The organism is Peribacillus sp. P4_B1 (genome assembly GCF_056402395.1).
This window is the reverse complement of record NZ_JBFUHM010000013.1, coordinates 26,362-40,491: the sequence shown is the minus strand read 5'-3', so window position 1 is coordinate 40,491 and position 14,130 is coordinate 26,362. Positions and strand designations below refer to the sequence as shown.

Here is a 14,130-nt window from a genome sequence, read left to right as displayed (position 1 = left end):
ATATAAATGAACGATAGAAGATTGGTGATTGCAGGTACCGGAAGCGGTGTCGGGAAAACGACATTGACCATCGGAATCATGGCAGCCCTCCAGAAGAAAGGCTATACCGTTCAAGGGTTCAAATGTGGTCCTGACTATATTGATCCAACCTATCATACCGCAGTTACAGGACGAATTTCACGCAATCTTGACAGTTGGATGTTTGAACACGATACCGTCCGAGAAATTCTTAACAAAGCAAGTAACGGAGCTGATATCTCGATCATCGAAGGAGTCATGGGCTTTTTCGATGGCAAAAGTCCTTTAGCCAATACAGGATCGACGGCTGAAATCAGCATGATCACCCAAAGCCCTGTCTTGTTGATAGTCAACTGTGCCAGCATGGCGCGAAGTGCCGCAGCCATTGTAAAAGGGTTTCAGGACTTTTCAACCGGTCCGAACATCATTGGGGTAATTGCCAATCAAGTGGGAAGTGTAGGGCATTACCAAATTGTCAAAGCGGCCATCGAGCAAGAATGCGATGTTCCGGTGCTGGGATATATGAAGCGGGAATTGGATATTGATATTCCTAGCCGTCATTTGGGCTTAATTCCTGCTATTGAGCGCGGGGAACTTGACCCGTTTTTCGATAAGCTTGCACACTTAGTCATGGAAACGATTGATATCGATCAGTTGTACCGTTTGTCCATGACTAGCGCCGTTTCCAGTGGGAATTCAAATATATTTCAGCACCAAAATAAAAAAGGCGTGTGCATTGCCGTCGCAAAAGATGCGGCCTTTAATTTTTATTATCAGGAAAACCTTGAGTTGCTTGAAGCGAATGGGGCAAACATCAAGTATTTTTCTCCATTAAAAGGGGAAGAAGTTCCATTGGATGCTGATGGTTTATACCTTGGAGGCGGTTTTCCAGAGGAATTTGCAGCCGAACTTTCTGGTCATTTGGGTACTATTAAATCCATCCGAAGCTCTATTGAAAAGGGGTTGCCGACTCTAGCGGAATGTGGTGGTTTCATGTTTTTGAGCAAATCAATTGAAACAACTTCCGGAGAAACGCACCAGATGGCAGGGATAATACCAGGCAGGATTAAGATGCAGAAAAAACTTGCAGCACTTGGATATCGTGAAATTACAGGAACACAAAGCAATTTTTTGATCAATGAAATTGAGCAGGCAAAGGGTCATGAGTTCCACTATTCGACATTTGAAGCAGATGGTGATCTTACACATGCTTATGAAGCCAAAGGCAGATTCGGTTCGAAACAAGAAGGGTGTGTATTAGGTAACCTTGTTGCCGGGTATACCCACTTTCATTTTGCTTCCAATCCAAAACTTGCAAAGAACTGGATCGATGCTTGCTTAAAACAAAAAAACAGATCTACCCAGGAAACTATCATCAAGTAAAAGGTATTTTTTGAAGATTAAGAGGAGGCACGAGCATGAAACCGGGAAAAGTACATCTGGTCGGTGCGGGTCCCGGAGATCCGAAACTGATTACGGTATATGGACTGGAATGTATCCAAAAGGCGGATGTCATCGCATATGACAGGCTTGTCAATCCAGAACTATTAACCTATGCAAAAGAAAATGCAGAACTGGTGTATTGCGGGAAATCACCAGGGAAACATCATCTCATTCAAAATGAAATTCATGAACTTCTTGTGGAAAAAGCCTTACAGGGGAAAAATGTCACCCGGCTAAAGGGCGGAGATCCATTTGTCTTCGGTCGGGGCGGTGAGGAAGCTGAGATACTGGCTGCTAACGGAATTGAATATGATATAGTCCCGGGAATCACAGCGGGTATCGCGGCTCCGGCTTATGCGGGCATCCCGGTTACCCACCGTGAACATGCATCAAGTTATGCGATTGTGACAGGACATGGCCGTGATTACAAGGGACAGGATAACCTGAATTGGCAGGCATTGGCTCAAGGCATCGATACCATCGCTTTTTATATGGGGATAGGTAATATGCCGTTTATATGTGAAAAATTGATGGAGCATGGCAGGGACGGTAAAACGCCAGTGGCTGTCATTGAATGGGGCACGACAGATAAACAAAGGACGATCACCGGTACGTTGAGTTCGATTCCTTCGCTTGCTATAAAAGAAAAAATTCAAAATCCGTCAATCTTCCTAGTAGGCGATGTCGTCCAATTAAGAGAAAAAATCCAATGGTTTGAAAGAGTGATTGAATCAGAATCCATTATAGAAGGGAATGAGTCGGAATGTCCATCATTCAGGAATTGAAGGAACGCAGGGCAATAAGGAACTACGAAGATAAAGAAGTGGAAGATGAAAAAATCAGGATGTTATTGGAAGCGGCTACCTATGCCCCTAACGACCGATTACGTGAACCTTGGGGCTTTTATGTAATCAAGGGTGAAGCGAAGCACCGTTATGAAAGATTGGCAGAAAAGTATTTACATGAACGCTTCCCGACCAAACCAAAATTGATTGACAGTTCACTGGAAGTTGTTAAGACTACACCGCTCATCATTGTCGTGACTTCTGATATTTTGCCGGATGATCCAGATTCATCCGAAGATAATGTATTTGCCTCTTGTTGTGCCGTCCATTCGATGTGGCTTGCCGCAAAAGAACTGGGTCTTGGGTTCGTTTGGCGTACTAGAGGAGTGGGTCTTGTCAGGGATGAACGACTTCACGGGTTTATCGGTTCACCGGAAAACAAAAAAGTGATCGGCACCATTTTTGTCGGATATCCAAAAGGTGATCAACCAATTCCTGCTACTCAAAGGACTTCATACATAGAAAAAACAGTTTGGTTATGAAGGTAGGTGAGCGAGTGGCACGCAGAGGATTAATGCTTATTTATACGGGAAATGGGAAAGGGAAGACGACTGCCTCATTAGGGGTGACTTTACGGGCAATCGGCAGAGGAATGAATGTCAAATTCCTTCAGTTCATAAAATCTCCAGAACGTACATATGGAGAAGCGTTGGCTTTAAAAAAACTAGGCGTTGAAATGGAACAGCTTGGTATTGGTTTTACCTGGACCAAAACACCAGATGAGCATCGAAGCGCATTATCGTTAGCTTGGGAAAAGGCGAAACAGGCCCTTAGTGATCCTGACATTGATTTACTCGTTTTGGATGAGTTGAACAATGCGTTAGCCATATCCAAATTCCCTATTGAAGATGTCTTGCCATTGGCTGAAATCATCGAGGCGATTCGTAATCGTCCCGCTCATATGCATATAGTCATTACCGGTAGGGATGCAAAGCCAGAGCTTATGGAAATGGCGGATTTGGTTTCATCCATTGAGGCGACCAAGCATTATTATGACGAGGGTATCGGAGCTGTCAAAGGATTAGAGTTTTAGGGGGTGAGCGGAATGAAGGCACGGTCCATCATGATACAAGGGACGTCATCTGATGTAGGGAAAAGTTTGATTTGCACGGCATTTTGCAGGGTATTTTCCAATAAAGGATTACGTGTCGTCCCATTCAAATCACAAAACATGGCATTGAATTCTTATGTAACCTTGGATGGCGGTGAAATCGGACGGGCGCAGGGAGTACAGGCGGAGGCAGCACGAATCACGGCAACAACTGATATGAATCCGATATTACTGAAGCCGAAGAAGGATATGGTTTCGGAAGTCATCGTGCACGGAAAGCATTTTCTTGATATGAATGCAAAAAGCTATCGGAATCAGTTTGTCCAAGAAGCCATGCCCATCATCCGTAAATCGGTGGAAAAACTTCAAGATGAATATGACATCATCGTACTGGAAGGCGCAGGAAGTCCAGCTGAAATTAACCTTAAGGACCGGGATATTGCGAATATGCGAATGGCCAAACTCGCGGATGCGGCTGTCATTTTAGTGGCAGATATTGACCGTGGTGGCGTATTTGCTTCCATCATCGGGACACTTGCCTTATTGGACAAAGATGAACGCGATTGTGTAAAGGGGATCATCATCAATAAATTTCGTGGCATGCGTGAACTGTTGGACGATGGCATTGATTGGGTGGAAAAGGAAACCGGGATTCCGGTTCTCGGAGTGCTTCCCTATTTAGACGTAAATATCGAAGCGGAAGATTCACTGGCACTCTCTTCTTTACGTTTTAAAAAGCCTAAAAAGGCTGAGTTTCCGATCGATGTTGCCGTCTTGAGATTTCCGCGGATCTCCAATTTTACAGATGTGGATCCTTTTTTTGATGAACCCGGAGTGGGTGTCAGGCTAGTAGGAAGTGTCCATGAGTTAGGAAATCCCGACCTTCTTATTTTGCCGGGTACGAAAAACACGATGGAAGATTTAGAGTGGATGAAAAGTGTAGGCTTGGATGAGGCCATCAATGAACTGCGCGAACAAGGAACGGTGATCTTTGGTATATGCGGCGGTTTTCAAATGCTAGGGACTAAACTTTTCGATCCTGATGCAGTAGAAGGTAACGGTGAGAATGCAGAAGGGCTTTCGCTTCTTCCAGTGGAAACCGTATTTCAAGCAGAAAAGAAAACGGTACAAATGGAAGGTGTCCTTTCTGATGGGATGATAATGGAAGGTGAAATGAATCTTAACGGTTTCGAAATACATTTAGGCAGAACGACATTGAAGCCACAAGTAAGACCTTTTCTTTTATTGAAGGATGGAAGAGAAGATGGAGCCATTTCCACTGACAATAAGGTAATGGGAACATATCTTCATGGGATTTTCCATAATCGCTTGTTCACTAGATTACTAGTTAACCAAATTCGACGGAACAAGGGGTTGGAGGAAGTGAAGGAAAACGTTCGAAGCGACTCAGAGCGAAGGGAAGAAGCATATAATCTTTTGGCTTCCCATTTAGAAGAAAACATTGATATGGAAACCATCTATCAATGGCTGCAGCTTGAAACCACGGAAAGCTGAAAAATGGTCTCGGCAAAATCATTTTATCCTGTTGATCAAAGCCTTTTAACCTATATGAAATGGACTGGAAACACATTGGTATAAGGGTAAACTTCCTTTTAATTAGCCATATTAAGTGACAGACGTATATAAGATATGTTATGTTGTCTTCTCTACATACTTTAAGAATATAAAAGGATGAGGTGTTCATATGAATAAAACAGAATTAGTGAGTAGTGTGGCAGCACAAGCTGAACTAACAAAAGACGACGCAAAAAAAGTAGTGGATGCATTGTTTGAAACAATCACGACTACACTTGCTAAAGAAGAAAAGATCCAACTAGTTGGTTTTGGTACATTTGAAGTGCGCGACCGTGCAGCTCGTACAGGAAGAAACCCACAAACAGGTGAAGAAATACAAATTGCAGCTAGCAAAGTACCCGCTTTTAAAGCAGGTAAGGAATTAAAAGAAGCTGTAAAATAAAAAAATGAACAAAGAAAAACCTGGCGATCAATATTCGCCAGGTTTTTTGTTTACTGCCTGATTTTCATTCCAAATAGGGTTGGTGACAAGATATGGATTATAGGATGTATAAAAGCACTTGATTTAACGTATTAGTTGGCATAAATCCATCGTGTTGAAAATGTGGTGATTTTGGATGATGATGGCTATTTAATCTTTCTTTATCAATTGACCAAAGAAAGAAAATAAGCTCAATCCATGAAAAAAAGGAAGACAGTCATGGAATGTAACACAAATGAAAAGAATTTATAGTACTTATTAATAAGGTTTAAACTGAGGCTATGTTAGGCTAAATGAATAACAAGCTTTAAAACCAAAATAAAAGAGGTGATAAATATGTTGAAGAAGATAATGAAAAAAATCAAACAACTTTCCCAAGGCAGCAGTGAGCGAAGGAATGGTCATTATCGCCGAGGCAGCAGTAGTAGCAGCAGAGGATATAAACGATCCCCCATGAGTGGAAGTGACCGCTACAAGAGAAAAGGGCGGGGCAGTAGCAGCTAATTCAATTCCTTTGACTCTAATGCTGCATGCAGGTCCATTGAGATTTCTTGGATATCAGAATAAGGTTCTTGGATGCTTAATAACCTTTTGAGTATGTGCACGGTATCTTTTTCCAACGAAAGCTCTTCTGTCCAAGGGAGAGCCATTTTATTTTTGGAAGTGTATGTCGTATAAAGTACATATAAGAGTATTTCTCCCAAGTCGTAAAAATCCTGCCTTTTCAGCTGCAAAATGGCTTCTTTTGCGAGATCGGCCGAAACGGCACGTTTAGACAAACCAAAGTCTATCAAAATGGGCTGATTGTCTTTAAGTAAGATATTTGGTATACGTAAATCTTGATGGAAAATATAATGGCTGTGCAGATAAGATACTAATTCGACCAACTCACCAAGAAATAGTAGAGACTCTTTCTCATTGAACGTTATATGATTCAAAAAAATATGGTCTTCCAAATTATCCCCTTCAATGAAATCCATCACAAAATAATAATTTCCGTCTTGTGAAAATTTCTCGTGAAATTTAGGCATTTCTTTATGGTTTAACATTCGTAATATGGAGATTTCATTCTCAAACTGTTCAATCTCTTTTTTGCTGCGGCGTTTACTTGTCCGGAGCTGTTTGATTACGGTATTCACATTCGTTTTTAAATCAATGCAAAGATAGATAATACCGTAGCTACCTGTTCCTATTACAGCCGTTACTTCGTAGCGGTTTTTCAAAACCACGCCTTTTTTTAAAGGTATATCCACAAAAAATTGATAGATCTTTCGAATGGAACGCAACATTGAAACTTCCCTCACCACTTTCATATATTTGAGTGGAAAACTCAAAAGACCATTATGATAACTAAACTGGAAATATGAATGATCATGGATAGTGTACCATTGATTTTTGATATTGCGGTAATGAAAGTCTTTTCTTCGGTAGTGTCCTTTTACACGATATTCAATAAAATGTTGATCAATATATATGGAAATAAATTCCTTATCGATGAAAAAAGATCAAATTAAAGATGACTATTGAAAATAAAAAATTTTCGTAATTTCATATTATGAAATTATTGGATTTTTTAAATTTTTAAGTTTAATATAATGAATTCATAATCAAAGAGTAGGAGGTGAAAAGATGGATGGGCGCGAGTTAAGAAATTGCTTTGGTAAATTCCCAACCGGAGTTACGATAGTGAGCTGGTTTGATGGGAAAGTTCAAAATGGCATTACTGTGAATTCATTCACTTCGGTTTCCTTGGATCCCCCGCTTGCTTTAGTGTCAATTCATAAAGAAGCAAAAGCCTGCAATAGCATGAAAGATAGAGCATTTACCATTAATATTTTGTCGGATGAACAAGAATCCATTGCATGGCAATTTGCGGGCAATAAACGGGAAGCACTTGAAATTGACTGGGATAACAAGGGGATTTCACCAAAAATAAAAGGAAGTGCCGCCTGGATGGAATGCAAACCATGGAAAGAATATGATGCGGGTGATCATGTTTTGTTCATAGGTGAAATCCAGGGATTACATTTCGAAGACTTGGAAGCGCTTACTTTCTATCAAGGGAAAATGGGGTCTGCTAAACAACTCGTAAAATAAGGGGGATTCTTATGGGCATTAAAACCGGCGAAGAATATATTAATAGAATTAAATCCAGAAAGCCAGAAGTCTGGCTTGGTGGAAGAGTGGTTGAGGATATTTATAATGAACCAATTTTTAAACAGCCGATACAAGAAATTGCGAAGTTGTATGACATTCAACATGACCCGGAATATCAAGATGAAATTACCCACATTTGTAAAGAAACCGGAGAACGTGTTAATAATGCTTTTTTATTCCCGAAGACTTCGGATGACCTGCAAAAAAGAAGTAAGTTATTTGAAGTGTATGCCAGGATGACATATGGACTTATGGGGAGAACGCCTGACTTTTTAAATGTTGTAGTCACTTCCATGGCGCATAATTCCTGGTTTCTTGATAAATACAACAAAGACTGGTCTAAGAACATCAAGGATTATTATACCTATATTCGTGACAATGATTTATTCCTTACGCATGCAATCATTAATCCTCAAAATGATCGAAGTAAGGAATCTCATGAGCAAAAAGAAACATATACACACTTGGGGACCGTTGAGGAAAAAGAAGAAGGAATACTTGTCCGCGGTGCAAAAATGTTAGCAACCCTGGCTCCCATTACTGATGAAGTAATTATCTATTCTTTCCCGGGATTCACACCAGGAGATGAGCGTCATGCGGTAGCATTTGCGCTGCCGATCGATACGCCGGGACTGCGCATAATTTGCCGGGAACCAATGCAGGACGGAACACGCTCGATGTTTGACCATCCACTGGCCTCACGCTATGAGGAAATGGATGCCCTGCTTGTATTTAATGATGTATTGGTTCCTTGGAATCGCGTCTTCTTATACAACAATGTAGAGGCGGCAAACCGCTTGTATCCAATGACAGGAATCGCTGAACAGCCTGCACACCAATCAGGTGTCCGTGGATATATTAAACTGGCATTTGCCGTTGAAGTTGCTTGTAAAGTGGCAGACTCTATCGGAGTTGATGGATTCCTGCATGTCCAACGTGATTTGGGTGAACTTGTTCAATCCGTCGAAGTCATCCGTTCACTGCTTCGGGTAGCGGAATATGAGTACACGATTAATGACTACGGTGAGGCCCGGCCAAATCCAGATGCCTTGGAATCGATTCGCGGTTTCCTTCCAGAGATGTATCCCCGTGCCATAGAGGTTATCCAGACAATTGGGGCTGGCGGGCTGTTGATGTCACCGACAGGGGCGGACTTTGATAATCCGGAATTGCGCTGTGATATCGATAAATATTATGGAGGACGAAGCGGAGTTTCAGCGGAAGAACGCGTAAGGGTGTTTAAACTTGCCTGGGATTTATGCGGGGAAGCATTCGGGCAGCGCCTCCTTCAATACGAGCGCTATTACACGGGTGATCCAGTTCGAAAAAGAGCCATTTTTTATAATAAATATAAGAAAAACAAAAACTTCACCATGGTAGATGAAGTGCTTAACAAACCGATGCAAGTAGCCATCGATGCGATCAACCAGTAATTTTAATAGTTGAATAGGGAGGGGGGCGTCATGATTTCGTCCGTTGAGAAGGTAATAAAGATACTTGATTTATTCACTAATGAAGAACCCTCACTTGGAAATAAGGAAATTGCTGAAAAATTGAATATGAGTCCAAGCTCATCACATCATCTCGTGAAAACGATGTGTAAGGAAGGGATGCTGATCCAGGGCAAAGATCGAAAATACCGGCTTGGGTGGAAGTTACTTGAGTGGAGCAGTAAAGTCATGTATCAGCAGGATATTCATTATGAAGCAGGACCTATTTTAAGTAATCTTGTCCTGCAATTTAGAGGGAATTCTCATATTGGGATGTTTCACGAAGGCGAAGTCAGGTTTGTGATGAAAATGTCGTCCCCTCATGCTGAGCATATGACCACATATATAGGAGCAAGAAAACCAGCGTATTGTACGAGCAGCGGGAAAATATTACTTGCTTTTAACCCATCCTTTATTCAGCCTACGCTTGCAAAAGGGCTTTTGAAGCACTCAACAAATACGATTACTTGCATTAACCAATTGAATGAAGAATTAAAGGCCATCCGCAAACAGGGATTTGCGATCAGTGATGATGAAAATGATTTTGGGTTATATGGGGTTGCTGCCCCCATTAAATCCTACAATGGTCAAGTTATTGCAGCACTTAACCTTGTCGGAGATCGAAATTATATGATTGGGAGAGAGAAGACGAATATTATTCAGTCTGTAATTCGATCGGCACAAATGATTTCAAAACAGGTTGGTTATATGTCGTTAGTGTGAATTTTCGCAAATATTACGAAAATGAAAACGGGAGGTAGTTTATTTATGAAGGGATATGCTCAATCTTTAAAATTACAGGCTAGATCATTAAATGTAATGAAAGTTATTGAAGACAATAAAAATTTATTGAAGCCGCCGGTTAATAACAAAGTACTTTGGGAAGATTCCGAATTCATTGTCATGCTTCTGGGTGGCCCGAATTACAGGCGTGATTTTCATGTTGACCCTTCAGACGAGTTATTTTATCAGATAAAAGGCTCCTGCTATGTAGAATGCATCACACAAAACGGCGAGCGTGAAGTAGTGGAGGTGAAAGAGGGGGAAATGTTCATGCTGCCAGCTGGTGTACCCCATTCCCCTCACAGGGTATCGGATACATACGGCATTGTTATAGAGCGCAAGCGTGCAATAGATGAGCTTGAAGATTTCGTTTGGTTCTGTGGGAAATGTAATCATGAGATGCACAAAGTTACGATCCAATTGACGAATATTGAGGTTCAGGTGAAAGAAGCCATTGAGGCTTTCAATGGAAGTAAGGAACTTCGCACTTGTCATGAATGTGGTCATGTTATGTCAGAAAACGTTGAGGCTTGGAAATGCGAATAGACTTTCATACTCATATTCTGCCGTTGGATCTGCCGGACTTAACCGGAAAATTTGGTCAGGGACGCTGGCCGGTGTTAGAGCAGAAATGTTCATGCGGGGCGGATATTATGGTAAGCGGGAAGCTGTTCAGGAAAGTGACTGACCAGGTATGGGACCCGGAAAAACGCATTCAGGATATGGATGCCGAAGGAGTCGATATGCAGGTGCTGTCACCGGTGCCAGTGACATTTTCATACTGGGCGCCAATAGACCAGGCGCTATACATGTCCCAATTCCAGAATGATTTTATTGCTGAGACTGTGAACAGGCATCCTGACAGGTTCATCGGTCTCGGGACTGTTCCGCTTCAGGATTTGAAAGTGGCAATTGGCGAAATGGAACGCTGTAAATTTGAACTTGGTTTGGCGGGGATTGAGATTGGTACAAACGTAAACGGAGAGAATCTGGATTCACCTGTTTTATTAGAATTCTTCCAAATGGCTGAAAAATGGAATGTCCCACTGTTTATACACCCTTGGGAGACAATGGCAAAAGACCGAACGGAACGGCATAACCTTATGTATACAATCGCGATGCCGAGTGAAACCGCACTGGCGGCAGCAAGCATTTTATGGAGTGGCGTCATGGAAAAGTTCCCGGATCTGAAACTATGTTTTGCTCATGGCGGGGGCTCATTCCCATATATTTTACCGCGGATTGATCAGGGATGGGAAGTATGGCCTGATTTAAGAAAAACCTCAATGCCGCCAAGCCATTATGCACAAAAGTTTTATTTCGATTCCCTGAACTATGATATCCGGAATATTCAGTATCTGGTTGAACGTTTTGGATATAAGAAAGTGCTGATGGGTTCCGACTATCCATTTTTATTAAGAGAAAAGCCTCCAGGTAAAGTAATTGATGACGCTCTAAATCTTTCAGATGAAGTAAAAGCGAATCTTCTTGGGAAAAATGCATTGAGGTTTTTAAATTTGGAATCGTGAGGGGAGAAGCATGGAAAAACAGATTAAAGCACCGGAACAAGTTCTTGAGGAACTTGGAATCATGCTTGATATGCCAAGGGAAGCGGTCGGCAACTACGTCAGCCACGTACGGGTGGGAAATTTGATTTTCACATCCGGACAAGGTGTTGATGATTTTCACGGCAAGCTTGGCAAAGAGCTGACGGAAGAAGAAGGGTATCAGGCAGCGAGGCAGTCAATGATTAATCTTCTGCGGGTGCTGAAGGCTGAGCTTGGTGAACTATCCAGAGTGAAGAAGATAGTCAAAATTCTCGGCATGGTTAATTCAGCTGAAAATTTCACAGGACAGCCTAAAGTTTTGAATGGCGCATCAGACCTGCTTGTTAACGTGTTTGGAGAGAGGGGAAGACATGCTCGGTCGGCGGTGGGAATGGCCCAGCTTCCAAATAATACTGCAATTGAAATTGAAATGATTGTGGAAATACAAGATTGAGACCTTTTGCAATTATCTCAATAAAGAGAGAGGGATGTTTCATGCAAGCAGCAAAAGATAGTATAAATACTGTTAAATCAATAGATTGCCGGCACTTTATTAACGGGGAATTCCTGAATCCAAATCAATCTAAAACTTTTGACAATATCAATCCCGCAACGGAAGAAAAACTCGGATGGGTTGCTGAAGGAGGAAAAGAGGAGGTGAATCAAGCTGTTTCTGCAGCAAGGCGTGCGCTTAAAGGTCCTTGGAAATCTTTTACCGATAATGAACGCTCTGCGGTTCTAAGGCGAATCGGCGATCTCATTTTAGAAAAGAAAGAAGAACTGACCATGTTGGAAACCCTCGATACAGGGAAACCGTATAGCCTTGCACTAGAAATGGACATCAAGMGTGCAGCTCACAATTTCCACTTTTTTGCTGATTATATCACCACACTTGGTAATGAATCCTACAATCAGAACAACATTGCCCTTCATTATTCGATTAGACGACCCGTAGGGGTGGTAGGGATGATTAATCCTTGGAACTTACCATTGTTATTGTTGACATGGAAGTTGGCACCATGTCTGGCAGCCGGCAATACTGCCGTTATGAAACCAGCTGAACTGACCCCGATGACAGCGACAAAATTGATGGGAATTTGTAAGGAAGCCGGAGTTCCGGACGGGGTAGTCAACCTTGTGCATGGATATGGTGTAAATTCAGCTGGAGCCGCTCTAAGCGAACATCCTGACGTTGATGCGATAACATTCACTGGGGAAACAAAAACGGGAACAGCGATCATGAAAGCTGCCGCACCCACGTTGAAAAAAATCTCTTTTGAACTGGGCGGGAAAAATCCGAATATTGTGTTTGCAGACTCGAATCTCGATGAAGTGATCGAAACGACATTGAAATCAAGCTTCATGAACCAAGGTGAAGTTTGTTTATGTGGATCACGTATCTACGTTCAACAAGGATTGTATGACGAATTCCTTGAAAAGATGGTTGTGCGTACAGAAAAATTGAAAGTCGGGGATCCGTTTGATTCCGAAACGGAAGTAGGAGCTGTAATAGGAAAAGAACATTATAAAAAAGTGATGAGTTACATTGATCTGGCGAAAGAAGAAGGAGCGAAAATATTAACTGGAGGAAGAAGAGCCGGTCAGTTTGAAAAAGGTTTTTTCATTGAACCGACAATCATTGCCGGGGTAACGCGTGAATCCCGTTGCGTACGGGAAGAAATTTTTGGTCCTGTGGTAACGGTCATGCCTTTCGAAACGGAAGAAGAGGTCCTGGAGCACGCTAATGATACTCATTACGGACTGGGGGCAACGATTTGGACCAATGATTTAAGGAGGGCGCATCGTGTCGCTTCTAAAATAGAAGCGGGTATCATTTGGGTGAATACCTGGTATTTACGTGATTTGCGCACACCTTTTGGGGGCATGAAGCACAGTGGCATCGGCCGTGAAGGTGGGTCTCATAGTTTTGAATTTTACAGTGAATTGTCTAACGTCACGATTAAATTATAAAGAAGGAGGGTAGCATCATGATCGTTAGTTTAACAGAATGGTCTGCCAGGTTTTTGAAAGCGGAAAAAACAGGAATAGGAATTTCGGCCCCCACCAATGAAATTCCGGATTTGAATGTGGAGGATGCCTACCAAATTCAGCTTGAAACCATTCGAAGCAAAATTCAGTCCGGTCTGGAAGTATCAGGTAAGAAAATAGGCTTGACTTCAAAGGCTATGCAACAGGTTCTTGGAGTAAATGAACCAGATTACGGACATTTACTTAATGGGATGAAGGTGCAAAATAACGGATATATTCCCAGATGCCGGTTAATTCAACCGAAAGTGGAGGCAGAAGTGGCTTTTATTTTAAAGAAGGATCTGCACGGTCCAAATATTACGGTTGATGATGTAATCGAAGCCACTGATTATGTGGTTGCTTCGATCGAAGTCGTTGATAGCCGTGTGATGGACTGGAAGATTAAACTCCAGGACACTGTGGCGGATAATGCATCATCGGGCTTATATATTCTGGGAGATCGCAAAATTCACTTGAGTGAAATCGACCTCCCTTCCATTCAAATGAGCCTATATAAAAATGGCGAATTCATGAACCAAGGGACGGGTGATGCAGTACTTGGAAATCCAGCAACGTGCGTAGCCTGGCTCGCAAATAAACTAAATGGGTTTAAAGGTTCATTGAATGCGGGCGAAGTCATTTTATCCGGTGCATTATCCGCAGCAATCGAAGCGAAACCAGGTGACCGTTTTTCTGCTGACTTTGGAGATAAACTTGGAAAGGTCTCGGTTAATTTTGAGTGAAAGGAGCC

The 14,130-nt window shown here is 42.0% G+C and carries 16 protein-coding genes; 15 read left to right on the top strand and 1 reads right to left on the bottom strand.

Annotated features, from left to right (window positions below; all coding sequences use genetic code 11):
• The first annotated feature begins 6 nt into the window (after positions 1-6).
• The 7 genes from AC1DVK_RS09825 to AC1DVK_RS09795 all read left to right on the top strand — a co-directional run bounded on the left by AC1DVK_RS09825 (position 7) and on the right by AC1DVK_RS09795 (position 5,878).
• The gene (locus AC1DVK_RS09825) at positions 7-1,401 is read left to right on the top strand and encodes a cobyrinic acid a,c-diamide synthase CobB (protein ID WP_410861647.1); all 1,395 of its coding nucleotides are present in this window, start codon (positions 7-9) and stop codon (positions 1,399-1,401) included.
• A gap of 35 nt (positions 1,402-1,436) precedes the next feature.
• Positions 1,437-2,246, top strand: coding sequence for a uroporphyrinogen-III C-methyltransferase (gene cobA / locus AC1DVK_RS09820; protein ID WP_089363083.1), 810 nt, complete (start codon positions 1,437-1,439; stop codon positions 2,244-2,246).
• A complete protein-coding gene (locus AC1DVK_RS09815) occupies positions 2,225-2,788 on the top strand; it encodes a nitroreductase family protein (RefSeq protein WP_061462950.1) in 564 nt (187 codons plus the stop codon). Before cobA ends, AC1DVK_RS09815 begins: the two co-directional genes overlap by 22 nt.
• Positions 2,789-2,802: 14 nt before the next feature.
• Positions 2,803-3,339 (top strand): cob(I)yrinic acid a,c-diamide adenosyltransferase, encoded by a 537-nt coding sequence (locus AC1DVK_RS09810; RefSeq protein WP_125162129.1) that lies wholly within the window; start codon positions 2,803-2,805, stop codon positions 3,337-3,339.
• Positions 3,340-3,351: 12 nt separating this feature from the next.
• Entirely contained in the window at positions 3,352-4,872 is a 1,521-nt protein-coding gene (locus AC1DVK_RS09805; RefSeq protein ID WP_477626375.1) for a cobyric acid synthase, read from the top strand.
• 190 nt (positions 4,873-5,062) lie between these two features.
• On the top strand, positions 5,063-5,335 hold the full coding sequence (locus tag AC1DVK_RS09800; RefSeq protein ID WP_061462953.1) for an HU family DNA-binding protein: 273 nt from the start codon (positions 5,063-5,065) through the stop codon (positions 5,333-5,335).
• 375 nt (positions 5,336-5,710) lie between these two features.
• Complete coding sequence (locus AC1DVK_RS09795; RefSeq protein WP_410861645.1) at positions 5,711-5,878, top strand: hypothetical protein; 168 nt, start codon at positions 5,711-5,713, stop codon at positions 5,876-5,878.
• Here the strand turns inward: AC1DVK_RS09795 and AC1DVK_RS09790 are convergent.
• Positions 5,875-6,687, bottom strand: coding sequence for a protein kinase domain-containing protein (locus tag AC1DVK_RS09790; protein WP_477626374.1), 813 nt, complete (start codon positions 6,685-6,687; stop codon positions 5,875-5,877). The two genes, AC1DVK_RS09795 and AC1DVK_RS09790, sit on opposite strands and share 4 nt — an antisense overlap.
• A gap of 316 nt (positions 6,688-7,003) precedes the next feature.
• On the opposite strand from AC1DVK_RS09790, the gene AC1DVK_RS09785 reads away from it, so the two are divergent.
• From AC1DVK_RS09785 to AC1DVK_RS09750, 8 genes are read left to right on the top strand one after another with little or no spacing between them, the layout of a single operon-like run.
• Complete coding sequence (locus AC1DVK_RS09785) at positions 7,004-7,471, top strand: flavin reductase family protein (protein WP_477626373.1); 468 nt, start codon at positions 7,004-7,006, stop codon at positions 7,469-7,471.
• Positions 7,472-7,482: 11 nt separating this feature from the next.
• Entirely contained in the window at positions 7,483-8,964 is a 1,482-nt protein-coding gene (locus tag AC1DVK_RS09780) for a 4-hydroxyphenylacetate 3-hydroxylase family protein (RefSeq protein WP_089363079.1), read from the top strand.
• A gap of 30 nt (positions 8,965-8,994) precedes the next feature.
• Entirely contained in the window at positions 8,995-9,744 is a 750-nt protein-coding gene (locus AC1DVK_RS09775) for an IclR family transcriptional regulator (protein WP_089363078.1), read from the top strand.
• A 45-nt stretch (positions 9,745-9,789) separates the two neighbouring features.
• Positions 9,790-10,350 (top strand): 3-hydroxyanthranilate 3,4-dioxygenase, encoded by a 561-nt coding sequence (locus AC1DVK_RS09770; RefSeq protein WP_318684890.1) that lies wholly within the window; start codon positions 9,790-9,792, stop codon positions 10,348-10,350.
• Positions 10,335-11,333 (top strand): amidohydrolase family protein, encoded by a 999-nt coding sequence (locus AC1DVK_RS09765; RefSeq protein ID WP_176431932.1) that lies wholly within the window; start codon positions 10,335-10,337, stop codon positions 11,331-11,333. The genes AC1DVK_RS09770 and AC1DVK_RS09765 overlap by 16 nt, the downstream gene beginning before the upstream one ends.
• A 10-nt stretch (positions 11,334-11,343) precedes the next feature.
• The gene (locus tag AC1DVK_RS09760) at positions 11,344-11,805 is read left to right on the top strand and encodes a RidA family protein (RefSeq protein WP_089363075.1); all 462 of its coding nucleotides are present in this window, start codon (positions 11,344-11,346) and stop codon (positions 11,803-11,805) included.
• Between the two features lie 41 nt (positions 11,806-11,846).
• Positions 11,847-13,322, top strand: a complete 1,476-nt coding sequence (locus AC1DVK_RS09755) for an aldehyde dehydrogenase (protein WP_477626372.1) — start codon at positions 11,847-11,849, stop codon at positions 13,320-13,322.
• 17 nt (positions 13,323-13,339) lie between these two features.
• Positions 13,340-14,122: a 2-keto-4-pentenoate hydratase gene (locus AC1DVK_RS09750; protein WP_317777639.1), complete on the top strand. Its 783-nt coding sequence runs from the start codon at positions 13,340-13,342 to the stop codon at positions 14,120-14,122.
• Positions 14,123-14,130: the final 8 nt, after the last annotated feature.